Annotated in this window: 18 protein-coding genes and 1 tRNA gene; 7 read left to right on the top strand and 12 right to left on the bottom strand. The window is 36.7% G+C overall.

The features are described 5' to 3' along the window. Positions 1-205 precede the first annotated feature (205 nt). Positions 206-3,349 carry an efflux RND transporter permease subunit gene (locus tag KO529_RS01455; protein ID WP_215946147.1) on the top strand — a complete coding sequence of 1,048 codons (3,144 nt, stop codon included), beginning with the start codon at positions 206-208 and terminating at the stop codon, positions 3,347-3,349. 4 nt (positions 3,350-3,353) lie between these two features. Continuing rightward, positions 3,354-5,300 carry a hypothetical protein gene (locus KO529_RS01450; protein WP_215946146.1) on the top strand — a complete coding sequence of 649 codons (1,947 nt, stop codon included), beginning with the start codon at positions 3,354-3,356 and terminating at the stop codon, positions 5,298-5,300. A 74-nt stretch (positions 5,301-5,374) separates the two neighbouring features. On the opposite strand, the gene KO529_RS01445 is transcribed toward KO529_RS01450, so the two are convergent. The 10 genes from KO529_RS01445 to KO529_RS01400 form a co-directional block, all read right to left on the bottom strand. Further along, entirely contained in the window at positions 5,375-6,121 is a 747-nt protein-coding gene (locus KO529_RS01445) for a methyltransferase domain-containing protein (RefSeq protein WP_215946145.1), read from the bottom strand. A 45-nt stretch (positions 6,122-6,166) separates the two neighbouring features. Further along, complete coding sequence (lepB, locus tag KO529_RS01440; RefSeq protein ID WP_215946144.1) at positions 6,167-7,153, bottom strand: signal peptidase I; 987 nt, start codon at positions 7,151-7,153, stop codon at positions 6,167-6,169. A gap of 247 nt (positions 7,154-7,400) precedes the next feature. Continuing rightward, positions 7,401-7,943 carry a hypothetical protein gene (locus tag KO529_RS01435; protein ID WP_215946143.1) on the bottom strand — a complete coding sequence of 181 codons (543 nt, stop codon included), beginning with the start codon at positions 7,941-7,943 and terminating at the stop codon, positions 7,401-7,403. Further along, positions 7,940-8,977 (bottom strand): BF3164 family lipoprotein, encoded by a 1,038-nt coding sequence (locus KO529_RS01430; RefSeq protein ID WP_215946142.1) that lies wholly within the window; start codon positions 8,975-8,977, stop codon positions 7,940-7,942. The genes KO529_RS01435 and KO529_RS01430 overlap by 4 nt, the downstream gene beginning before the upstream one ends. Before the next feature lie 71 nt (positions 8,978-9,048). Next, positions 9,049-9,327: a hypothetical protein gene (locus KO529_RS01425; RefSeq protein WP_215946141.1), complete on the bottom strand. Its 279-nt coding sequence runs from the start codon at positions 9,325-9,327 to the stop codon at positions 9,049-9,051. 160 nt (positions 9,328-9,487) lie between these two features. After that, on the bottom strand, positions 9,488-10,459 hold the full coding sequence (locus KO529_RS01420) for a glycosyltransferase family 2 protein (RefSeq protein ID WP_215946140.1): 972 nt from the start codon (positions 10,457-10,459) through the stop codon (positions 9,488-9,490). After that, positions 10,452-11,486: a hypothetical protein gene (locus KO529_RS01415; RefSeq protein WP_215946139.1), complete on the bottom strand. Its 1,035-nt coding sequence runs from the start codon at positions 11,484-11,486 to the stop codon at positions 10,452-10,454. The genes KO529_RS01420 and KO529_RS01415 overlap by 8 nt, the downstream gene beginning before the upstream one ends. Before the next feature lie 646 nt (positions 11,487-12,132). Next, positions 12,133-13,389: a tyrosine-type recombinase/integrase gene (locus KO529_RS01410; RefSeq protein WP_215946138.1), complete on the bottom strand. Its 1,257-nt coding sequence runs from the start codon at positions 13,387-13,389 to the stop codon at positions 12,133-12,135. Positions 13,390-13,897: 508 nt separating this feature from the next. Then, positions 13,898-14,071 (bottom strand): hypothetical protein, encoded by a 174-nt coding sequence (locus KO529_RS01405; RefSeq protein ID WP_215946137.1) that lies wholly within the window; start codon positions 14,069-14,071, stop codon positions 13,898-13,900. 334 nt (positions 14,072-14,405) lie between these two features. Next, a complete protein-coding gene (locus KO529_RS01400; RefSeq protein WP_252734274.1) occupies positions 14,406-15,638 on the bottom strand; it encodes an alkaline phosphatase family protein in 1,233 nt (410 codons plus the stop codon). 183 nt (positions 15,639-15,821) lie between these two features. Here KO529_RS01400 and KO529_RS01395 point away from each other — a divergent pair, with 183 nt between their 5' ends. The 3 genes from KO529_RS01395 to KO529_RS01385 all read left to right on the top strand — a co-directional run bounded on the left by KO529_RS01395 (position 15,822) and on the right by KO529_RS01385 (position 18,373). Continuing rightward, positions 15,822-16,499, top strand: coding sequence for a hypothetical protein (locus tag KO529_RS01395; RefSeq protein WP_247097836.1), 678 nt, complete (start codon positions 15,822-15,824; stop codon positions 16,497-16,499). A 95-nt stretch (positions 16,500-16,594) separates the two neighbouring features. Then, the gene (locus KO529_RS01390; protein WP_252734273.1) at positions 16,595-18,064 is read left to right on the top strand and encodes an arylsulfatase; all 1,470 of its coding nucleotides are present in this window, start codon (positions 16,595-16,597) and stop codon (positions 18,062-18,064) included. Between the two features lie 234 nt (positions 18,065-18,298). Next, positions 18,299-18,373: transfer RNA gene (locus tag KO529_RS01385), tRNA-Val, on the top strand. Positions 18,374-18,394: 21 nt separating this feature from the next. On the opposite strand, the gene KO529_RS01380 is transcribed toward KO529_RS01385, so the two are convergent. Beyond that, positions 18,395-19,669 carry a UDP-N-acetylmuramoyl-tripeptide--D-alanyl-D-alanine ligase gene (locus tag KO529_RS01380; protein ID WP_215946136.1) on the bottom strand — a complete coding sequence of 425 codons (1,275 nt, stop codon included), beginning with the start codon at positions 19,667-19,669 and terminating at the stop codon, positions 18,395-18,397. Between the two features lie 67 nt (positions 19,670-19,736). After that, positions 19,737-21,401 (bottom strand): gliding motility lipoprotein GldJ, encoded by a 1,665-nt coding sequence (gldJ, locus tag KO529_RS01375; protein WP_215946135.1) that lies wholly within the window; start codon positions 21,399-21,401, stop codon positions 19,737-19,739. Positions 21,402-21,830: 429 nt separating this feature from the next. Between gldJ and porV the strand changes: the two genes are divergently transcribed. Both porV and cdd read left to right on the top strand, forming a co-directional pair. After that, positions 21,831-22,976 carry a type IX secretion system outer membrane channel protein PorV gene (gene porV, locus KO529_RS01370; RefSeq protein WP_215946134.1) on the top strand — a complete coding sequence of 382 codons (1,146 nt, stop codon included), beginning with the start codon at positions 21,831-21,833 and terminating at the stop codon, positions 22,974-22,976. A gap of 89 nt (positions 22,977-23,065) precedes the next feature. Continuing rightward, positions 23,066-23,551: a cytidine deaminase gene (gene cdd, locus KO529_RS01365; protein ID WP_215946133.1), complete on the top strand. Its 486-nt coding sequence runs from the start codon at positions 23,066-23,068 to the stop codon at positions 23,549-23,551. Positions 23,552-23,602 lie beyond the last annotated feature (51 nt).

The raw sequence follows: 23,602 nt of genomic DNA, 5'->3' as shown, positions 1-23,602 counted from the left end.
ACCTATATACAGTTAGGTCTGACCTATAAAAATAATTAAGAAATGAACAGATAAAAGGACATGATTAAATTAATCTTTAAACTCACAGGGCAATGATTATTTTAATAATCAAACGTGCCAGCGGTAGGCAGGGGTTATATATGGCTTCCGGTAGCTATCGGCATGAAAAACCCGTCCGTACCGGGCGGACAATAAAAACAAACAGATGAAAGAGCGATTATCATCCTTTAGCATTATCATGGTCTTTATATTACTGGCCCTGATTGGTGCTTGGTTGATTCCTGTATTAAACGTACAGTTGACCTCTTCCCGTACATCACCCTACTTAAGTGTCGATTTTTCTTGGTATGATGCCTCGGCCAAGGTCATAGAGCAAGAGGTTACCTCTAAATTGGAAGGGTTGTTCAATGCCGTTGACGGGGTCAAGGAGATCAGTTCCACTTCTAGCAAGGGAAATGGCAATATAAGTATCTCGTTCAAAAAGAATACGGATATGGATGCCGTGCGTTTTGAGGTGGCCAACCTTATCCGGCAAAGTTACCCCAAACTTCCAATAGGGGTAAGTTATCCGCAACTATCCATTAGTGCGGCCTCGGAGGGCATATCGCCCATTCTATCCTACAGTATCAATTCCAACGAGAGCCCTTATTATATTAAGAAATATGCGGACAACCATATTCTTCCCCAACTATCCCGCATTAAAGGGGTAAGCCAGGTCAAAGTTTATGGTGCCGCTCCTTATGAATGGGCCATCACCTATGATGCGGATAAACTTTTTGAACTACAATTGACCATTGACGAGATATCTGACGCCATTAATACCTATTTGCAAAAAAACGAATTAGGAAAAGGGGAAATGATATCTAAGGACAATTGGAGCGTACGGGAGATTTCCATGCAGCTCAATTTTAGATCTCAGGAAGGATTCAATTGGGAAAGTATACCCATAAAAAAGATAGTTGATCGACTCGTCCATTTAGGAGATATTGCCAAGATCCGTTTTGTGGAGGGCCCAATTGAAGCCTATTATCGGGTCAATGGGTTGAATACTATTAATATGGTAATCTATCCGGAAAAAGAGGTAAATACAATTGAACTGGCGCAAACCGTAAAAAATGTTGTTAAAGGTCTGGCAAAGGAAATTTCCAATGGCTATCAGATGAAATTGACCCAGGATACCACGGCCTACCTCGTAGATGAATTGCAAAAGATAAAGCTTAGGACATTATTTTCATTGTTGATCCTATTGGTACTCACTATCGTGGTATATAGGAACTTAAAATATCTTTCCATACTGTTCTTGAGCATAATTGTCAACCTTTTGGTGGCGATTATATTTTATTATATCCTAAATGTACAATTGCAATTATATTCCTTTGCGGGCATTACCATTTCCTTTGGGATCATCATAGACAACAGTATCATTATGATCGACCATTTAAGGAACAAGGGGGATAAAAAGGCTTTTTTGGCAATACTGGCAGCTACCCTCACCACCATAGGTGCGGTCTTGGTCATATTCCTTCTGGAAGAGGGCCAAAGGTTGAACCTGTGGGACTTTGCGTTGGTCATCGCGATCAATATAGGAGTCTCTCTATTGGTGTCCCTTTATTTTGTTCCTGCCCTCATGGAAAAATATGATCTGACAAAAAAAAGAAAACGCTTTTCCCGTAAGCGGAAACGAAGGATCGTTCGTTTCACCAAAAACTATACCCGGATCATAACATTCATTAAAAGGCCGTTGCCCAAATGGGGACTTATAACCGCTTTCGTACTGGGCTTTGGACTGCCCCTGCATTTGGCCCCAAAAAAAATGGAAGGAGAGGGTTTTTGGGAAGGTCTGTACAATACTACCTTGGGAAATGAATGGTTTTCCGATGAAGTGCGGCCTACAATAGAAAAGTTAATCGGGGGCAGCTTACGTCTCTTTACTGAAAATGTGTTCGAGAACTCGTATTATGCAGAACCTGAGCGTACGACCCTCAGGGTTACGGGATCTATGCCCGACGGTGGTACCATAGAACAGTTGAACGAAGTAATAGGGAAAATGGAGCACTATATAGCCTCGTTTGACGAGGTGGAACTTTTTGAGACGCGGATCATGGATTACAAGAATTCCATAGTTTCCATCTATTTTAAAGAGGAGTTCGAGTTCGGCTCTTTTCCTTACACCTTAAAAAGTTTGTTGGAGACGAGGGCAATAAGTTTGGGAGGGCTCGATTGGACCGTTAGTGGTGTTGGACGGGGGTTCTCTAATGCCCTCGGAACCGGCTATAAAAGTGATAGGGTTGTCTTGGAAGGCTATAATTATGATGATCTGTTCGGTTTTGCCGAAATATTGCAAAAGCAGTTGGAGGAACGATCTAATGGGAGGGTCAAGGATGTAGAAATCAATAGTGGTGGTTGGGGTAACGAGGCCCTGTACGAGTACTATCTCGATTTCGACCCTGAACGTCTGGCATTGGCAGGTATCTCGCCGTCCCAACTGTATGGAAGGTTGAAGAACCAATTGCATTCTGGGAGGCTCCGGCCAATTGTAAACGATAATGAATGGCAGCAGGTAAAACTGATATCTGATAGGCATGAAAAATTCAATATTTGGGATTTGAAGAACAGTCCCTTTGCTATCAATGATGGTCAATATAAACTAAAGGAACTGGCCACGATAGAAAAAAAGAAATCCGGGAATTCCATACAAAAATTAAACCAGGAATACCGTTTGGTAGTGGCCTATGATTTTATCGGGCCACGACCTTTGGCCCAGAAATTCCAAAAAAGCTGTATTGAAGAACTTTCCAATATATTGCCCATAGGTTACAGGGTGTCAGAACAAAATTATAACGGCTGGTGGGACAAAAGTGATGAAAAACAGTATTACTACATTTTTGTGATCGTGGCTATTATTTTTTTTATATGTTCCATATTGTTGGAATCCCTAAGGCAACCGTTGGGAATTATATGTATGATTCCTATTTCGTTCATCGGGGTTTTCTTGACCTTTTACTTGTTCGACCTGAACTTTGATCAAGGAGGATATGCCTCGTTTATTCTTTTAAGCGGAATCAGTGTCAATTCGGCCCTATATATCGTCAACGACCTGAACAATTTAAAAAAGCAATATCCGGGAAGGGATCTCCGCTCCCTTTATTTTAAAGCATTTCACTATAAGATAATTCCGGTAATATTGACTATTGTTTCTACTATTGCAGGCTTAATACCATTTATTTGGGGCGGTCAAAACGAAGTCTTTTGGTTTTCGTTCGCGGCCGGTTCTATTGGAGGATTATTGTTTTCCTTATTGGGGATAATGATTTATCTGCCATTGTTTATAACAAAAAGAAATACATAACATTATGAAAAAAATTGTGTTACCAATCATTGTTCTTTGTGTTTTTTCATGTCATAAATATAGTCCTGAAATAAGGCAAGCACTGGATATGGCGGAAGGAAACAAAGTTGAACTGATCCAGGTTCTTGAGCATTATGAAAAAAAGGGTGACTCTCTGAAAATGGCGGCGGCGGAATTCCTTATTTCCAATCTTCCCTATAACTATTCCTATGATACTACTTATCTTAAGAAATTTAGGGATATCCCTAATATAGCAGAATCACAATTGGAACAAAATGGAGTTATTGATTCCGATAGGTTAAATAAATTATGGGATAACCTTAAGACAAGGTATTCACCTTCGGCCAGTGTTTATTCCAGACCTGTACTGGAAGATATTAAGTTTGTTACCGGTGAATTTCTTATTAAGAATATTGATGAAGCTTTTGACTCATGGCAAAGGAACCCATATGCACATGATAGTGTTCCTTTCGAACATTTTTGTGAGTATGTTTTACCGTATAGACTTATTCAGGGAAAGGCTATTGAGGATTGGCGGGGGTTCTTTAAAAGGGAGAACAAGTATCATTTAGAGAACTCATATCCAATTCCATTTACCAAAGCCTGCGATTCCTTATTTGGACAATATAAGGAGTATGTGTTCAATTATGAGTTGACAGAAGGTTTGCCCATTTTAAAGTTTAAGGACTTTATGAAGATGAAAAGTGGCAAGTGTACTGTAAAAAGCTGGTTTAACACATATATAGTTAATACAGAAGGAGTACCAATGGTAGCTGATTTTGTTCCTGCCTGGGGTCACAGGGAAGATGACCATCAATGGAATGCTCTTTTATATGGGGGAAAGACACTTTATTTTGAATCCTATTGGGAAAAGGACCATAGCTGGTTTTACAACGATACCATCAATAGTAATCGTTTTGATGATGATTGGTCAGGCAACGTGAGATTACCAAAAATTTATAGACACACTTTTTCAACACATTTAACAGGTCCGCTTTCCGATAAAAGAGTTAAAATGGAAAATATACCATTGTTGTTCAAAAATGTGAAGCAAAAGGATGTTTCAGACGAATATTTCAACGCAGTAGATGTTTCCGTCGATATTGCTGGTAAAATACCCGAAAACACATATTATGCTTACCTCTCTGTACTTGGGGTCAACAAACAATGGGTTCCCGTGCAGTGGGGGAGAATTGAAGATGGACCCTTGATCTTTAAGAAAATGGGAACAGATATAGTATACCAAACTGTACTATATAAAAATGGTACTGTCATCCCGTTTGGTAATCCTTTTCATTTGGATCATAATGGAGAAATGACAAAATTTATTCCTGATGAAAATACACATGAAATTACAATAACACGTAAGTACTGGGCCAAAAATGGCTTGGAAAAAGATGCCAAACTTATTAAGGGGGCATTGGTACAGGCAGCCAATAGAGAAGACTTTAAAGACGCCGTAACTCTGTTAAAAATAGATTTTGATCCTGAGCTAAGGCCATATGAGATTCCACTAAATCTTGATAAAGAATATAGATATTTTCGGATTTTTTCCAAAAATTCTATTACTATAAAAGAGATAGATTTATTTGGTGATGACGGTTCAGGAAAAAAGGAAACACAGTTAAAGGGCAGTTTTATAATGAACAGTTCGTCCACAAAAAATAATCCATCGACTTGGAAAGGAATAGATCTGGGGATTAAACAAAATGTTTCAAAAATCAGATTCGCCCCTCCAAATAATCTTAATCATGTATTAAAGGGGCTCAACTATGAGTTATTTTATGTAGACAAGGGTGTTTTTGTTTCCTTGGGCAAACAAAAAGCGGAAGGTTATGAATTGAAGTACAAAAATGTCCCCAAAAATGCCTTATTATACTTAAAGTGCTTAGATGAGGGCCGTCAAGAAAGGATCTTTGAGTATAGGAACGGTGAGCAGATATGGTATTAAACGAATAGTGCCTTTTATGTGTATCCTTAACTATAAGTCCATGTTTAATGTTTTTTAAGTTAAATTGCAAAAAATTAATTAGAGTTGGAAGTACTATTTGTTTTTGTTGAAAAATAGTACTTAACATTTTTAGTATTTGGGGTTTTACATATGTAAAATCTATAAAAGGCAATTTTTTTGTTTATGCCGAAAACTTTACATTTTACATCTTTAAAGAAGAAATTCAAAATTGCATCTATTTCATCCGCAGTATTTACATGTTCATGTTTCATTAGGATTTCATAATCTAAACCATATTTCCTTTTAAATTCGAATCCTGTAACCATGGTTCCTAATTTCCACAAAAAGGTACCTTCATTAGGAATGGCGACTCTCAATTGACCATTTGTATTTAATAATTTACAAGAATGGGCAACTAAAAGAGGAAGATTTAAGACATGCTCAAAGCAGGCTATGGATATAATTCGATCATATTTTTTATTACTAATTTGGCTAATATCAGTGTATGTAGTACCTATCTTGTTTTTTTTACATGAGGAGTTTAGCAATTCTGAATAAGGTTCCACAACATCATAGCTATTTCCATTTGGTTCGTATTTTAAATGATTCAAGTTTCCAGCCCCTATTTCCAATGTTTTGATTCCATCAATACATCCTAATACTACGTCTTTGGCCACAATTTTATGCATCCAACTTTCCATTTTTTTTGAAATAGATGTTGTTTTGCCATTACCTTCTCTGTTATTCTGATAATGTTCATCGTAAATTTTTTCATAAGCCAAGGGTAATCTTGTTCTAATTTTTGGTAAACTCTCAAACATATATTAGTATTGGATTAATTGTTTTTAAACTTAAGCTACTTGGAATCATTCTATGATTTTCATAAACCGATTCCAATTAATTCGACCTTTCTTACTAGAAAATAGCACAAAAATTGCTTTTCCGATAATATTTTGTTCGGGAACAAAACCCCAATATCGTGAATCCACTGAATTATGGCGATTGTCGCCCATCATGAAATAATAGTTTTGTTTATACCTATAGTTATCAGAATTTACACCATCAATATAAAATCTGTTATCCTTTTTTTGTAAATATTTACCTTCAAATACATTTAATATTTTTTCGTATAAAATATAATTTTCAGTAGTAAGTTTTATGGATTTTCCCTTTTGAGGTACTTGGAAAGGGCCCCAAAAATTCGTTGACATTATAATTGAATCTTTATTTTTGGAAAAATTATTGCTAATCTTAATTGGATAATCTAATAATTTTATTGAATCTATTAAGTCAGATTTTTTAAGTAATTTATATTGTTGATGTGTTAATAACAAAGTATCCTGCTTATTGTTATTGATTGTATTTTCAATCAGCTTTATTGCTTTTAAAGGTGTTGTTGAATTGGTAGTGTTTTTGTGCCATACTTTATAAGAATATCTGATTTCAACAAAATCATTATATTTTGAGTTGTTAACGTATATTTCGCCTTTTTTGATTTTAATATTTTCTCCAGGTAGGCCTATACATCGTTTTACGTAGGAATATTTGCTATCCTCAGGATGATTGAAGATAACTACGTCATTTTTTTTTACTTGCGTAAGTCCCTTCAATCTATTATAAGGCCACCAAGTTGAATCTATTGCCTTTCGAGCATCATCATTCATATAGACAAAAAAATTCACCCATGGAATTTTAAAAGGGGAATCGGGTAATTTTGGACCATAATGTAATTTGCTTAATAAGATTATATCTCCATTAACTAGGCTCTCTTTCATTGAATTACTAGGGATGTTATAAATTTCCACTAAAAAAAGCCTTGTGCCAATGGCCAATAATAAAACAATAAACAACATAGAAATAGAATATAACCAAACATTTTGACGCATTTCAGTATTGCAAATAAATCGTAATTTGGGATGAATTAATATTGGGAAAATTAATGTAAAGAGGCATATTACCGTTAACCAATATATATTATTCAGTAAAAAGTAAATGGCTAATAGAAGTAGTAGTAAAAAGCAAATGCTTAAAGATATATATAAAAGTATTTGCAAAATATTAGGTGAATTAGCCAAATTGAATTATTAATTTTAGTGTCTATTATTCCATTAATTTAATAAAACGTATCAAATCATCATTTGAAATGGTTGGGTTGCCAATTGATAATATATCATTGTCACGATTTACAAGCAAGGATGAAAATAAATAGCCCGCGGAGTTCATATAATTATAATGATTGATAAATTCATCATTTTTGTCATAAAAAACGAAATCAATTGAAAAGTCTATTTCTTCCAAATTATATTGAAGAAAAGGTTTGCTAGGCCCAGTCAGTATAAATTTAAATTCTACTTGATTCACTTTCGAGAGTTGTGGAATTACTTTTTTCCATTTGTGTAATTCAAGATAACAGGCACTGCAATTGCCGTTATAAAAAGCAATAATAGTATAGGGTTTAACATTTTTGATTGGTAAACTATCTTTCAATCTCTCGAGGGATAAAGGTAAAACTAGTTGTTCATCCATCCATTTTTCATTAATTTTTGTTAAGGGCGAATCTTTATTTTGTTTTGAGTATTTGACACATCCAGCAAATAACAAATTAATGATTATTACAATTGGTAAAATTCTACTTTTGTTCAAAATTCAAATTTTATTAGTTTACTTGTCCCCTCTATATCTTTGCCAAGACCATATATTATGGAGTCTTTATAAACACTAAAAGTATAAATTCCTTTGTCAATCTGTAATTTTTCAATAAGTTGCCCTTGATGAGAAAAACAATAAAGAGTGTAGGCATTTTGTGTTAGCGGACTGTCAGCAATCCAATCTTGGCCACTATATAATGCATAAATATATTTTTCAGTTACTTGAATAGTTTTATAAAATTGCTTTGACCTAAAACTTAAGTCTTTGGCATTAGGGATGTAATTCGCAGGACCAGCTATGTCAATTAATTTTTTATTCTCCAGGTTAAATACCTTCAACAAAGGAATCTTAGAATATGAAAATGCAGCTATCTGGTTGTAATTATCCATGTTAACGTTAAAAACATCCACTAAATTCAATTTTAAATTCAAGAAGCGGTTATCCAACATTGGCAATTTCCCATACCCTTTCAAATTATTCCCGTCTAAGTCAGCTGAGTATAGAAAATGGCTAGTATTTCCATAAATATTATTGAAATAAATCTTATTTCGACTCTTGAAAACCCCATCACTAGAAAGCACATATGAAGGTAATTGATATTCTTTCAAGAATTCATTTTTCATCAATAAGGAATCCAAATTAAACTCTACAATTTTTTTCAACTTAACATCGTACACTCCTAAATTACCTTCTTCAGATGTGAAATATCTCCAAGCATATAATCCTTCTCCAGGCCCTCTGCCTGTATTCATGTAGTCTCCTAAGTACTCTTCATCTGTAATACGTATAACACTAAATAGCTTTTCAGACTTTTTTTTTCTGAGTATTAAATAATCTCCAATTATGTATGGAGTTCCCGGGTTCAAAAGTGAGTCATTAACTTTTTGAACAAATTCCCCATAGATTTTTCTACTTAATTTAAAATCGTCGTCACTAAATTTTATTTCTGCATTTTCACGAACTACGTTACTGGTTTTATTGCAACTAAAAAAGAGTATTGCTATAAAATAAATAAATATTGTTTTCATATCGTATCTAAATTTTAATGATTTAAATAGAGGCATTTTTAAACGCCCCTATATAAATCATGTATTATTTTTTAAGCTGTACCTCCTGCAGTTTTTGGGGAATAATCTGGACAACTTATAAGCATCCTGTCTCCATTTGCGGCTTCAATATAATAATGACAGATAACTTCGTCAAAAGATGAACACATTGAGGAGCATGAAGGAATAATTACGGTGGTCTCTTGAGCTAAAGCCTTTTCATTTACCATTTCAAAAGGGTCATCAAGTGTTACCTTTATATTTATCCCTATTGCAGCTAAGAATATAAGTATTGCAGCTAGATTGATAATTTTTCTAAAATTTGATTTCATAATTTAATTGTTATTAGTTAATGTTTGTAACGACTTTGTAAGTTTTATTAATCAAGTCGTGTTTTTTATCGTGTTAACTTGATATAGTTCTCCACGCCTTTTGCTCCCTTATAAAAATTTTAAACCGCAAACAAAAGAATTTCCTGTCCACATAATCAGATTAAAACATTGCAGCCCTCCTTTCTTGTTGGTTGTCATTTTCTATTTTTTTAGAGATGTTTGTATTTGATACGATATAGTTGGGCCTTTGTTTATTTGCCATATACATTTTTCCCAAATATTCTCCCATAACCCCTAATACCATTAACTGTATACCGGATAAAAACATAATGCTGGCTATAATGGAAGACCAACCGGAAACCGTTAGGCCAAGGAACGTGGCTATTACAGCATAGATGCCATATCCAAACGCTAACATGGCAAACAATATACCTGCAGATAGGGCAAACCGTAATGGCTTTATGCCACTAGAGGTTATTCCATTGCTTGCTAGCAATAGCATTTTTTTTAAGGTATATTTGGTCTTGCCATAGACTCTTCTGCCTTCATTAAACTTAATAGTAGTTTGTTTAAAACCAATCCAAGGAACGAGCCCCCTAATGTATAGGTCCTGCTCTGGCATCTTTCGTAGAATATCCACTATTTTTTTATCGAACAGCCGAAAATCGGAACTATTTCCAACTACATCTTGATTCGATATTTTCGACAAAAACAAATAAAACAGTTTGGAAGTATATTTCTTGAAAAAAGAACCTTGTCCTTGTACTGACCTTACCGCCGTTACAACCTTGTTTCCCAATTCCCATAAGGCTATCATCTCGGGAATGGTTTGTGGTGGATGCTGTAGATCGGCGTCCATAGTCACTATACAATCACCTTTGGCATGGTCAATTCCAGCTTTTATAGCTTTTTGGTGTCCAAAATTTCGGGATAGGGAGATGAATTTTACTTTATCGCTTTCAATGGCAAGAAATTCGATAACCTGTTGAGTCTGATCCGTACTTCCATCGTTTACCAATATAATTTCATAATCGTATTCCTCTAATACCAAACCCAGTTCGGCAACAAGTATCGCTATGTTTTTTTCTTCATTATAGCAGGGAACTGTTATGGATAAAAGAATATTATTCATCTGCTATAGGATTATCAAGTAAGGATTTACCTGCTATTTTTCTTTTATCTATAATCTCTTTGACATTGCTCTTGATAAGTTCGCTATTCTTCCATTCCTTGGTCCTGATAAAAGTATGAACTCCCAAACCTAGAAAATAGACTGAAACAACAAATGGAACAATTTTCTTGATTTTCTTGAAATTATTATTTAGATGATCTAGGAACCAAACCAAAATAATGGACAAACCAATAATACCAAGATACATATACCTGTCCGCGGTAATAGTTTGTCTTGGCATAGGCAAAATGTGCAATACCAATACAATGTTTACCATGAAAAATAAAAACCCAAAGAGTACTAATTTGTTCTTTTTTTTGTACTGTTTCCAAATAAAACCAAAAACAATAAATGTTATTACCATATAGCCCCAATAATACCAAGGTAAAGGGTTGCCTATTATCATTGGGAAAAAATAGTAGTAGTATAGTTTAACAGGGGCAATAGAGCGAAAAATGTATTCGGACATACTATGCATCCCAAAGAATAATCGTTGGTAAAAAGGATATGTATTCTCCATAGTAACCAGGCCTGTGTTGTTTGCCGAAGAAAAATACCAAAAGAAAAAAGCCATTAAAAAAAGAGGTGTTTTGTCCAAGATCACTTTTTTGTTCAATAAATCATGAAACGAACCTAAATCTTCAAACCTGTTGTATGCATAATCGAACAGAAACAATACTATCGGTAGGATTATTGCTTGTTCCTTGGATCCAAATCCTAGGGCATAAAACACCATTACACCAATATAATAGCCAATTTTTGATGTTTTTATATAAAGAATATAACAGTGTATGGATAATAAAACAAAAAAAGAATACAAGAGGATCTTTGATGCACTTATCCAAGCAACGGACTCCACCTGTAAGGGATGAATTGCAAAAACCAACGCTACAATAAATGTATATATCCTTATATTTTTTTTAGTGAATTTTGGATTAAGAACATTAAGCAAATTTTTGAAAACCAAATAGACCATTATGGAATTCATACAATGTATTATCAAGCATGTAGTATGAAAAGCCATTGCGTTATAGCCAAATAAACGATAAACAATAGCATATACCATAGTATTTACTGGGGAATATTGTCCTGTATAGAAATGTGTGAAATGATAGTTAAGGTTTTCTAGACTAATATCAGTAACAAAAGGATTCTCAAGTAAAATCCAGGCATCGTCCCAATTATTTTGAAAACTATTGAAAAACGTTGGAAAAAAAACTATTAGTGCTATAAAAACTATAAATATTAATAAAAAGTAATCCCGTTTACAAAGCATTCTATGGTTTTTAGATATCTAGGTTGGTTTGAAGCCAATATCTTACAAAATCATTTATATTATGGCAGACATTTTCAGCAAAAAGGGTAGGTATTTTCAGCAAATTTATCGTGCATATCCTTAAAATAATGTTTGGGCGTATTTTTAGTTCAAAGACATTTGTGCTTTATTCAAGACATAAAACTTAATTTAAACTAAAAACGGTATGCACTAATAGTGGCACACCCAGCTGTTAATTTTTGTAGAAAAGAGTAAGACTACAGGGTAAAGCAAGGGTGCTAATGTAATCTTATTTAAAATGTTAGTGGAGATAATTACATTAGGAGTAACCAGATTTAATTTTTAAGGGAGTTATGACCTAAGAAACCACCATCTCATTGGCCTCATCAAGTACAGTATTGGTAAAGCTCCGTAAATAGATCTGGGTCGTTTTAAGGGAATTGTGGCCAAGGCCTTCGCTGATGACCTCTGTGGGTACTCCCATATATTTGGCGATGGTGGCCCAGGAATGGCGGATGGTATAGGTGGTGAAATTCCCTTCTATGCCAGCATCCCTGGCAATGGTCTTGAGGTGGCCGTTCATCCTTCGTCTAAGGGTCTTGTACTTTTCGTAATGGGTCGTACTGCCATTATAATTTGCCGGGAACAGGTAATCGTCCTTTGATTTGCCCATGGTATAATAATCCAATATATCCGCGAGTTCTTCGGTAATCCGGACGGATAGCTGGTCACCGGTCTTGCTGCGGCCGTAAAATATACGGTCTTGGTGTATGTCGCCCATCTTCAGTTTTACAAGGTCAACAAAATTCATTCCCCTGCAGTTGAACATCACCAGGGCATAATTTTTGGCGTGCCATACGGGACTGCCCATGGTATAGCGTACATCCCTGATTTTTATAAAGTCGGCCTTTTCGATGGCCTTTTTCTTGGTACGCCTGGAAGTTGGTATCTTATAATGTTCGAACGGGTTCTTTTTCGTGCAAAATTGGTCCTCCTTAATGGCGCTGTTATATACCGCCCTTATGGCCCTCAAATAGGAGCTTACCCCGTTTTTGGAGTTTCCCTTCGCCTCCTGTGCGATCTGGAAATCGGTCAAAAAGGTAACGGTAATCTGGTTCAATCGCGGATCTTTTCCCTTATTAAATTTGGTAAGAGTCCTAATGGCCCCGGCATACCAGGCCGCGGTCCCGGGTTTGTTGGACATTCGTTTTCTATCAATGATCACTTTTCCCCATTCCCCCAAGGTGATGCCATTATCAACATCATCCCGTATCTTGGTATCCACTTTTTTGTCCCATGCCATGCGTATGTAACCAACCAGTGTATCCACATCTATAGTGTTGATGCTTTCCCCAAGATCAACGATGAGCTTATGGGCAGTGTGCAGTTTGTCGTAAATATTTTCATTGGCCCTGTCACAATCTATATGGTCGTTTTTGAAGGAGGACTTTTTCATTCGCATATACCTGTCGTCCCATCCCGATTTGGTACAATGATAGGGGAGGCGAATGATCTTTGCTTTTTTATGAAATAGTCGGATGGCCACCGGGTAGAGTCCATTGATCGAGCTTTTTGCCGATTTTCTGGTGTCCAATATTAACCTGACCTTTGCCATTTTATCCTTAAATTTTACTTAAAGTTAGTAAAAAATAAGGCTCACTTTAGGCTCACTTTTTTTGGATATCATTTGATATCAAATGATATCCAATTTTATTGAAACTTAATTAAATTACTGTAAATCAATAAATTATGATGTATTTTGTATTGATTTGTAGTATGGAATTTGGGTCTTACAAGCAGGGGGTCACTGGTTCGAACCCAGTAGGGCCCACAGTAACAAAGACAAGGCTTCCAAGAAATTGGGAGCCTTTTTTGTTTGGTCAAAAAAGCGGAAAAGGCTCACTTTACCAAAATACAATTTAAACCCAAATAAGGTCTTTTTGGGATCATTTGTAGTTCTTTAGGAAGTAGTATTTATGCCCGTAATTTGGGCTATGTAGGAATATCCAGATACCTAAGTGTTAAGGATGGAGGTATATCTATAGTTAAACTAGCGATTTTCCATTGCATGCCCCAAGAGTTTGCCTCACAAATGATGGTTTAGGGCATTTGGCCATAGAAGCCTAAAATTGAATTTTTGGGCCTTCGCCAATTTTTCTTTTTTCCAAATTGTGAATGGAGTCCATATCCAATGAACGGTTTTTTCTTGAAATATACATTCCATGAAGGATTACGAAAATGGTGCCTCCTGCAAAACAAAGATTCAATACGAGTATAATGCTTATGATCTGTGACATGATAAATGATTTTTTGGGTGTTATACAAATGTCGAAAATAGGGGAAGCAATATGTTATATAATTATTTCAATAGGTTATATAATTATTCTAAAATAAACCGGCTAAGTATTGAATAAGCGATCCAGTTTGATTTAAAAATTAGTTTAATTCTAGCCTTTGGCTATCGAATCATTTTAATTTTCAATGAAGATATGGAGTATAAACAATGGTTTAATCTGGAAATGTATAAATGGTAGGATTTTCTGCACAATCGGTTTGAATGTATTTGACTGGTCCTTAGATGAAACCATCCTTCCAATGATGGGCCAATTGAACTTGGAACAATTGACTAATTTAATTAGGTACTACCCATGCATTGGTAGAATTGTGCTTTCCTTCTATCACAATTTTATAAAAACGGGAAGGATATTTACTTAAATCGATTTTGGTGCTATTGCTGGTCCCTTTAACTTTTTTGACCAATTTATAATGGTCGTATATGCCATTTCTAAAACCATTTTCTGTGCTTAGGTAAACTTTGAGCTTCTTGTCCCTATTATAGGTGTTCCAGCTTAGGGTTAACTCGTTGCCTTGAATACTCGCCTTTAGTTCACTCAACGAAAGTGGTCCGGTTATGGAAACTCCATCAATTTCAAACGCCCTGTTGCGCTCAGGGGAGATCTTCAAACTTCTGAGCATTGCTGGTAAGATATCGACTATGCCTGGGGTTCCGTTCTTGAAATAGTCATTTATGTTATCGGCGTCGGTTACGATCCAGGTCAGGCGTTCACGATCGGATTGCCCGCCATGGCCTTTGCCCGTTTCCTTGTCCCTACCGTGATCAGTAGTGATAAATATTTGCCAATCTTCGCCATATTCCTTTCTTCTGAATTCCATTGCTTCGTAAATGCGCCCTATTTGTTTATCCATTATGGTAATGGCATTATGAAATTGTTCGTTATCTCCATACCGGTGTCCCATATCATCTGTATATTCGAGATACACCCATGAAAGATCCGGACTTTCATCCTTTATATACCTAGCGGCTTCATTTACAACAATTTCATCTATTTTATGAATGTAAAGTCGGTCTTCGTCATGTGGAAAATTCAGGGTGTCCAATTCAAAACCATCGTAATGATAATTTAATTTCAAGTAATTGGTTTGAGGAAGGTTTTCTCCAACCAATTTAGTTCTATTGTCCAACCATGTAGAGAAAATAGCTGTTTTCAATTCAGGTTTGTTCTCTTTGGCATATCTAAAAATTGTCCAATAGTTATAATTGGGATCTTTAATGCTGTTGCCCCATACATTGTGTTTATTTGCCCAGGTGCCGGTCAACAAACTGTTGTATCCGACGGCGGAAATAGTCGGAGTTTCTGAATAACTATCTTTTTCACCCCCTACGTAGGCACGGGTATAGCCATCTTCCTTGGCAATGGCATCAATATTGGGTGTTTCCAGTTTTTCCAAAACGTCAGCAGAAATACCATCAACTATAACAAACACTATTTTGGTATTTTGAGGCTGTCCCAAGAGGGTGGAGCTATAAATAAAACTGATTATAATAAGGATATAAATTTTCAAGATGAAGACTGTTTATTGGTTTCTTTTAGAGCATGTGACAGGGATAAATTTACTTTTAATTTTACGGAATAGTATATTGAATTGGAATTAATTTGAAGTACGCATTTTCTGGGATTTATATGTGCTAACCTAGCTATCATTTACGTAACTTGGATTGCGCTGGCAATTAGAAAATCCATAATTATGAAATACAAAATTGAACTAAATAAGTTTGAAACCATACGTGAATTGCCCAATGCCTGGAGCCCTAATAATTATATGGAGCTATTGGGTGTTATGGAGTTTGGGGATGCGTCCAAGATTCCGGTTTCGGAATTGAAGGAAATGTGTATGTTGTCCTTAACAGATTTTGAGCCCCCAGAGGCAGCGGAAATAGTTTTGGGCTATTTGTTTAAAGATATTTTAAATAGCAGCCAGATTGCCAATTTATCACATGAAATGCTTCATGAAAAAATGTGGGAGGAGTATGCGGATTTATCATTGCACGAAATTTTTTTTAATGCTGGGCAATTATTGTTTCAGGCCTTTAATGGCAAGTTTCCCCAGCCAGAGGCACTAAGATTTAAAGTGGTTATAGAAGCCGCTAAAAAGGAAGATATGTCCGTGTTTAATTCCGATTTTGAAGCATCCCTCATTAGATTATTGGTGGCAGGGATGCCTAGGAATACATTATTGAATAGGTTGTTTTCGGACCAATTGGAAGGTCGAGCTTTTCCGGATGCCAAGGATATAATTTGGCAGTACAATAGGGAGTCGCTAAGCGATAAATCCATGAGCATAGAGGTGATTACCTCTGTGTATTGGTTTCATGATCTTAAATTTACCGTTCCATTTGAAACTGAACTACCTGCAGCATTTTAAAGACGGTGTCATTGGTGGTTTTGTCAATGGGTTTTCAAAATTTCCACCTGCGACTTTTTATAATTCTCCGTATGTTTATAAAAAATAGATGAGTAATGGATTTTAAAGTTGTATTTGGGTTAATGATTATTGTGGCTAGTGGGTTTACTTCGTGCAAAATGGAAAAAAAATCCTCCGATTTAGGTTCGGCTGAAGTATCAAAAACAATTGATCCGCCAAATATTATTTATATCCTTGCCGATGATCTGGGATATGGGGATCTAAGTGTATATGGGCAAAAAAAATTTAAAACTCCCCATATAGACAAGTTGGCTGCCGAGGGTATGCTTTTTACACAGCATTACTCCGGAAGCACTGTTTGTGCCCCCTCCAGATCGGCACTTATGACCGGTATGCACACGGGGCATACGGTGGTTAGGGGGAATTATGGAATTAAACCAGAAGGTCAATTTCCTATTCCCGATAGCACCCTTACCATTGCAGAAGTCTTAAAGAAAGCTGGTTATAGCACCGGTGCTTTTGGGAAATGGGGGTTGGGGTATCCAGGGTCTGAAGGTGATCCCAATAACCAAGGATTTGATACTTTTTATGGGTATAATTGTCAGACGATGGGACATAATTATTATCCCTATCACTTGTGGTCCAATCAAGACTCCATAGTGCTACCGGAGAATTCGGGCACGAAAAAAGGTATTTACGCCCCTAATCTTATTCATGATAAGACCTTACAGTTTATTGAGGAGAATAAGGATAGACCTTTTTTTGCTTATGTACCGTCTATAATTCCACATGCGGAGTTGGTGGCCCCTGAGGAGGTGCAGAGTAAATTTAGAGGAAAATATTTACCAGAAAAAGTGTATAAAGGAATAGATGATGGCTCTAGGTATAAGATTGGAGGATATGGTTCCCAAACAGAAAGCCATGCGGCCTTTGCGGCAATGGTAAGTATCTTGGATGATCAGGTAGGTGAAATTGTTAAGAAGGTTAACGATTTGGGGATAGCAGATAATACCATTATAATTTTTACCTCGGATAATGGTCCACATCTAGAGGGCGGGGCGGATCCCGATTATTTTGATAGCAATGGTGTGTTAAAGGGGTATAAAAGGGATTTGTACGAAGGTGGTATTCGTGTCCCTATGATGGTCAAATGGCCTAAAAAGATTAAACCGGGAACCGTTACGGGACATGTTTCGGCATTTTGGGATGTCTTTCCCACTTTGGAAGAAATAGCGGGGATAAGGGAAACTCCAGATTTGGATGGGATTTCCTTATTGCCCACCTTGTTAGGCAAGTCCACAGAACAGAAAGAACACGAGTATTTGTATTGGGAGTTTCATGAAAAAGGGGGTAGGCAAGCTGTTAGAATGGGGGACTGGAAGGCGGTAAAGTACAATGTACTGCAGAACCCGGATGCCCGTATAGAACTATATGATTTGTCCAAGGACACCGGTGAGGAGAATAATTTGGCGGCTGATTTTCCAGAGGTGGTTGCTGAAATGGAAAGCATTTTGAAAAGGGCCAGGACTCCTTCAGAGGTGTTTAGATTTGGGAAATCGAAATAAGGTAGGGTAGAAAGTAATGGATTCCATACCAATTTGTTAGGGGTTGATTTTATTTTTTTGGGAGATGTTGAAGCTTTGTTCTACAGTGGAGGCATACTGCCTTTGTTTCAACAGTTGAGAAATCGATTTTGAATCCAAAGGAATCAATTTATTGAAAAAAACTTTCCAAGGTTGTTTTAAACTCTTAAAATTGGTGTAATTTTGGCGGACTATTTTTCTGTTGTTACAGATAATGGGGTATTAGCTCAGTTGGTTTAGAGCGCTGCCTTGACAGGGCAGAGGTCACTGGTTCGAATCCAGTATGTCCCACAAAAACCTAATTTTTACGGGTTATAATAAATCGAGAATTCTTTCCAAAGCCATGCCCCTTGATCCTTTAATCAAGATAGTGGCATTTTTCAAAGTTTTGTTATTAAGTGTTTCCTTAAGATGGTCAAAGGACTTGAATTTCCTTAAGTCACTTTTTGTCTTAAAAAAGTTTTCCCCAATCAAAAACACTTGGTCAAAATTCATATTGGTGGCTATATTGGAAATATCCTGATGTTCTTTTTCTGCTGTTTTTCCTAATTCGAACATGTCTCCCAAGAATGCAATCTTATAATCGGCCTTTAATTGTTGAAAGTTTTCCAAGGCGGCCTTCATGCTGGTAGGGTTGGCATTATAGGCATCCAGAATTATGTGGTGGCCATTTTTATCTATTATTTGGGATCGATTGTTTTGGGGGATGTAATTTTCAATTCCTTTTTTTATTTCGTCTAGCTCCACATTAAAATATTTTCCAATTAATATTGCAGCACAGCAATTGGTGAAATTATAGCTGCCCACCAGTTGGGTTGTAATATGAATATCACCTACGGCAATTTTAACAAATGGATCTGCGCCAACAAGATTTATTTTAAAGAATTCACTATTGTTCTGGCTATACCCAAATTTCTTTATGACGGTAGATAGTTTTTCTTGTTGAATAGGGTCGTCTGCATTAAAAAAAATGGATTTATCATGGCTGGTTAAATAATCGTAAAGCTCACTTTTACCTTTTATTACTCCTTCCTCACTTCCAAAACCTTCCAAATGCGCCTTTCCAAAATTGGTAATGTAGCCATAATCTGGCTGGGCCAACTTACAAAGGAACTCTATTTCCTTAAGATGGTTGGCGCCCATTTCTACAATGGCCATTTCCGTGTCAGGGGTAATAGAAAGTAATGTTAACGGTACCCCGATATGATTGTTCAAATTCCCCTTTGTGGCAATAGTTTTGTATTTTTTGGAAAGAACAGCAGTAATTAGCTCCTTGGTTGTGGTTTTGCCATTACTTCCAGTAAGGCCAATTACTTTTGCTTTGCAATAATTCCGGTGAAATTGGGATAACTTTTGGAGTGTTGTAAGTACATTTTCCACCAGTATGGTATTGTCGTGGCCTGCAAATTCCTCTTCGTCGACTATGGCATATGAAGCGCCCTTTTCCAGTGCTAGGGCAGCATAGGTGTTGCCGTTAAAATTATCTCCCTTTAAGGCGAAAAATATGCAATTAGGGCTTATTTTTCTAGTGTCCGTGCAAACCTGGGAAAACTCTAAAAAGAGTTGGTGCAAATGTTCTATTGTCATAAATCTAAGATATAAAAAAAGCCCTTTTTAAAAAGGGCTTCTTCGTATATTTATTTAGTTGTTGTACCTATTTGGCTTTCTTGCCTCTAGGGGTTTTGTTTTTTGTTTTGGATTTGGAACCTACCCTGGACATGGCGCATCTAAATCCAATATAATCTGTGGCCATATACTGTGGTAAATATCTTCTTTGTGCAGGATCCAACCAATAGGCCCTATCTCTCCAAGAACCTCCTTTGAAGACCCTTACCTCGTCATTGATCAATGAAGTTCTGTTGTTGGATTTGTCATAAGCTCTCAGAATATTTCCTGTAGAGTCTACCTGTACCTTGCTGACAGGAGCATCGTACATTTTCTTTTTATTCTTTTCTTCCTCGTCCCCATCGCTAAACCTATCGTAAAATCTGGTAGATCCTGGTTCACCGTCCCTGTATCCGCGGTTGTCACTGGAAGAGAAGTTGGTTCTTAAGAAGGTTTCTTCTTCATCTACCGGTACCATTTTTATCTCTCCGGGTAAATTTACCGCTACTACTTTGCCGTTGGGCAAGGTGTCATACACAATGGAGTCACGAATTACATTTACTTTTCCGTCTTTTCCAATAGCCGTTTTCATATAAACGTTTCCTCGGAAATAGTTGAAGTCACTTACTTCGTCGTCTACGATTGGTCTGTAAACATCCGCAACCCATTCGGCCACGTTTCCTGCCATATCATATAATCCAAAATCATTGGGTTTGTAAGATTTAACTTCCGCAGTAATATCGGCTCCGTCATCTGACCATCCTGCAATTCCGCCGTAATCTCCTTTTCCTTGTTTAAAGTTGGCCAATTGATCTCCTCTGCCAACTCTTTGTCCATTTCTGGTATAATCTCCTTCCCAAGGATATTTTTTTCTACCTCTGTAGTTATTGTATTCCCTGCTTCCGATCTGAGCCTGGGCTGCATATTCCCATTCAGTCTCCGTAGGCAATCTATATTCTGGTAAAATAACCCCGGAGCTTCTTTTTGCAAAGACAGAAACTGAATCTTTTTTCTTTTTTCCCTGTAAAGAGTCTATTTGTCCGTTGTATACGGATTCCGGTCTGTTTAAATATGCCTCTGTGCTAAAGCCTCCTTCTGCCTCACCGTTTATTACTTTGTATTTGGCCTCATCTGAAAGATAGCCCTCCCTTTCCAGCATTACTTCATTCACACGGTCTGTCCTCCATTCGGCAAATTGGGTCGCCTGGATCCAATTAACACCAACTACAGGATATTCCGCATAAGCTGGGTGGCGTAGGTAGTTATTGGTCATGGTTTCGTTGAAACCTAACCTGTTTCTCCAAACCAATGTATCCGGTAACGCCCCAGTGTAAATATGTACATATTTAGGATTTTCCGGAGGGTAAACACTCTTCAGGTAATCCAAATACTCCAAATACATAACGTTGGTAACTTCGGTCTCATCCATATAGAAAGACTGCACGTGCTGTGAGGTAGGGGTGTTGTTCCATTCGTGCATTACATCATCTTGAACCTGACCTTTTGTAAAGGTTCCCCCCTCTACAAACACTAAACCTGGTGCAGTTTCCTGCTCTTTAAAGTCTGAATTGTACTGAAATCCACCTTCCTTGGCGTTAATATTCCAGCCCGTAGCCCTTGAAACATTTTTAGAGGATGATGAGTTTTTACAGCTTGAAAAACCACCAGCTACAATAGCGCAAGAGAGTACAACTTTGATGAATTGTTTTTTCATAATTAGGACTTGAGTTCAAAAGACAAACTACTTTTTAAAGGAGTTTGCGATTCATATTTTATTAATATTTTGTGTCGCTTTCGGCATTTAGAACGATGATTAAGGCATAATATTTTGTTAAATGAAAAAAAATTGATCATTTATTTAACATGCAAAGAGCATCGCTTAACATGAATAACGACTTAAAATTTAATATAGTATGGATAGTTGATAATTCTTTGAAAAATATCAATAAATTAGTTGTGCGAGATCTGTTTTGGAATGCTAGCTATATATTTATATATAAATGTGTAAAATTATCCTATTAATTGTACCGTTCACACAAGATATTATTAAAATGGTCGTTAATAAATGTATATGAACTAAAATTGTCTTAATAATTCAGTTAAATTTAAGAGTTTTACGACCAAATTTTATAGACTATTAGAAATGAAAAAAATTTCAATATTATTCCTGTTCGTTTTTCTGGGTAAAGTTTCAGCACAAGAGGATAGGGTTATTACAACAGCAGTTCCGTTTTTGACAATCGCCGCAGACGCCAGAGCCTCAGGTATGGGGGACATGGGGGTTGCGACATCTACCGACGCTTTCTCGCAACAGTGGAATCCGGCAAAATTTGCTTTTGCGGAAAGGAAAATGGGAATCGGGTTGAGTTATACACCTTATTTGGAAAGTATAATTACTGATATAGCCTTGTTGAGTGCAAACTTTCATAATAAAATCAATGAGAGAAGTGCCTTTGCCTTAAGTATCAGGTACTTTACCTTGGGAGAAATTGAACTTAGGCAATTTGCAGGGGATCAGGCCAGATTGGCCAAGCCCAACGAGTTGGCTTTTGATGGTTCTTATTCGTTGAAGCTAAGTGAAACATTTTCTATGGCCGTTGGCGGTAGGTTTATTAGTTCCAACCTTAAATTGCCGGATAATGGCAGTGAGGATTCCAAGGCTGCGAGTACTTTTTCGGTTGACGTTGCCGGGTACTATCGCTCTCGTGAAATTGCCTACAATAGTTTTGATGGACGATGGAGGGCTGGTTTTAATATTTCAAATTTAGGAGGCAAGATAAAGTACGACGATGCGGGACAAGAGAATTTTCTTCCTACCAATTTGAAAGGGGGAGTTGGCTTTGATTTTATTTTGGACCAAGATAATGTGCTTGGGCTTACCACTGAATTTAATAAGTTATTGGTACCTACTCCACAAGATTATAATGAGGATGGGGTAATTGATGGAACGGATAATGACGAATATCAGCAAACTACTTTTTTTGAAGGGGTATTTAAGTCCTTTGGAGATGCACCCGATGGCTTTAGTGAGGAGTTAAAAGAATTTACTTGGGCACTTGGTGCGGAATACACCTACCAAAATGCGTTTATGTTGAGAACGGGATATTTTAATGAGAGCGATTTAAAGGGTTCGAGAAAATTTTTCACTTTGGGTGCTGGGTTTAGATTTAAATCAGCTCAGGTAGACCTTTCCTATTTGTTCTCTACATCTCAGGTCAGAAACCCTTTGGAGAATACACTGAGGTTTTCTTTGACATTTAATTTGGGAGAAGAATTTTTTAACGATTAATGGGCTAAAAAAATATATAGCTTTACTACAAAACCTGCCCACAAGCAGGTTTTGTTTATTTTTGCTAAATTATATAACGCTAATTTTCTATGAAACTACGCAGGGTGGTGTTTGATCTAATGGTCTATGAATCTGTGGATGAACTGGAACAGGAGGATCAAGCTTTAATGCATGAAGCTGTAAAAGCCAGGAAGAATGCCTATTCCCCTTATTCAAAATTTAATGTTGGGGCTGCGGTATTATTGGATAACGATGAAATTGTAATTGGCAATAATCAGGAAAATGCCTCATACCCATCCGGTTTGTGCGCGGAAAGGGTGGCCATATTTTACGCTTCAGCAAAATTTCCAGGTATTGGTATCAAGACCATAGCCATAAGTGCTACTTCCAAAAATTTTGTAGTGAATAAACCCGCCGCCCCTTGTGGTAATTGTAGGCAGTCCATTTCGGAATATGAAATAAAACAACAGAGGCCCATATCTATAATTATGTCCGGGGAAACGGGAGAGATCTTAAAATGTAATTCTGTTTCCGATATTCTTCCATTAGCCTTTAACAGTACATTCCTGGGTTAGGACAATAAGTTGGGACCTTCTATTTTTAGGTTTTAGGTATTTCTCAACTAT

Source organism: Arenibacter algicola, from assembly GCF_018860365.1.
In the GTDB taxonomy this organism is placed as follows: Bacteria; Bacteroidota; Bacteroidia; order Flavobacteriales; family Flavobacteriaceae; genus Arenibacter; species Arenibacter algicola_B.
This window is presented reverse-complemented; position numbering and strand designations above follow the sequence as displayed.

Coding starts and splice junctions, on each gene's coding strand:
- KO529_RS01455 (WP_215946147.1), top strand. CDS start 206: ATGAAAGAGCGATTATCATCCTTTAGCATTATCATGGTCTTTATATTA.
- KO529_RS01450 (WP_215946146.1), top strand. CDS start 3,354: ATGAAAAAAATTGTGTTACCAATCATTGTTCTTTGTGTTTTTTCATGT.
- KO529_RS01445 (WP_215946145.1), bottom strand. CDS start 6,121: ATGTTTGAGAGTTTACCAAAAATTAGAACAAGATTACCCTTGGCTTAT.
- lepB (WP_215946144.1), bottom strand. CDS start 7,153: ATGTTGTTTATTGTTTTATTATTGGCCATTGGCACAAGGCTTTTTTTA.
- KO529_RS01430 (WP_215946142.1), bottom strand. CDS start 8,977: ATGAAAACAATATTTATTTATTTTATAGCAATACTCTTTTTTAGTTGC.
- KO529_RS01425 (WP_215946141.1), bottom strand. CDS start 9,327: ATGAAATCAAATTTTAGAAAAATTATCAATCTAGCTGCAATACTTATA.
- KO529_RS01420 (WP_215946140.1), bottom strand. CDS start 10,459: ATGAATAATATTCTTTTATCCATAACAGTTCCCTGCTATAATGAAGAA.
- KO529_RS01415 (WP_215946139.1), bottom strand. CDS start 11,486: ATGAATTCCATAATGGTCTATTTGGTTTTCAAAAATTTGCTTAATGTT.
- KO529_RS01410 (WP_215946138.1), bottom strand. CDS start 13,389: ATGGCAAAGGTCAGGTTAATATTGGACACCAGAAAATCGGCAAAAAGC.
- KO529_RS01405 (WP_215946137.1), bottom strand. CDS start 14,071: ATGTCACAGATCATAAGCATTATACTCGTATTGAATCTTTGTTTTGCA.
- KO529_RS01395 (WP_247097836.1), top strand. CDS start 15,822: ATGAAATACAAAATTGAACTAAATAAGTTTGAAACCATACGTGAATTG.
- KO529_RS01390 (WP_252734273.1), top strand. CDS start 16,595: ATGGATTTTAAAGTTGTATTTGGGTTAATGATTATTGTGGCTAGTGGG.
- KO529_RS01380 (WP_215946136.1), bottom strand. CDS start 19,669: ATGACAATAGAACATTTGCACCAACTCTTTTTAGAGTTTTCCCAGGTT.
- gldJ (WP_215946135.1), bottom strand. CDS start 21,401: ATGAAAAAACAATTCATCAAAGTTGTACTCTCTTGCGCTATTGTAGCT.
- porV (WP_215946134.1), top strand. CDS start 21,831: ATGAAAAAAATTTCAATATTATTCCTGTTCGTTTTTCTGGGTAAAGTT.
- cdd (WP_215946133.1), top strand. CDS start 23,066: ATGAAACTACGCAGGGTGGTGTTTGATCTAATGGTCTATGAATCTGTG.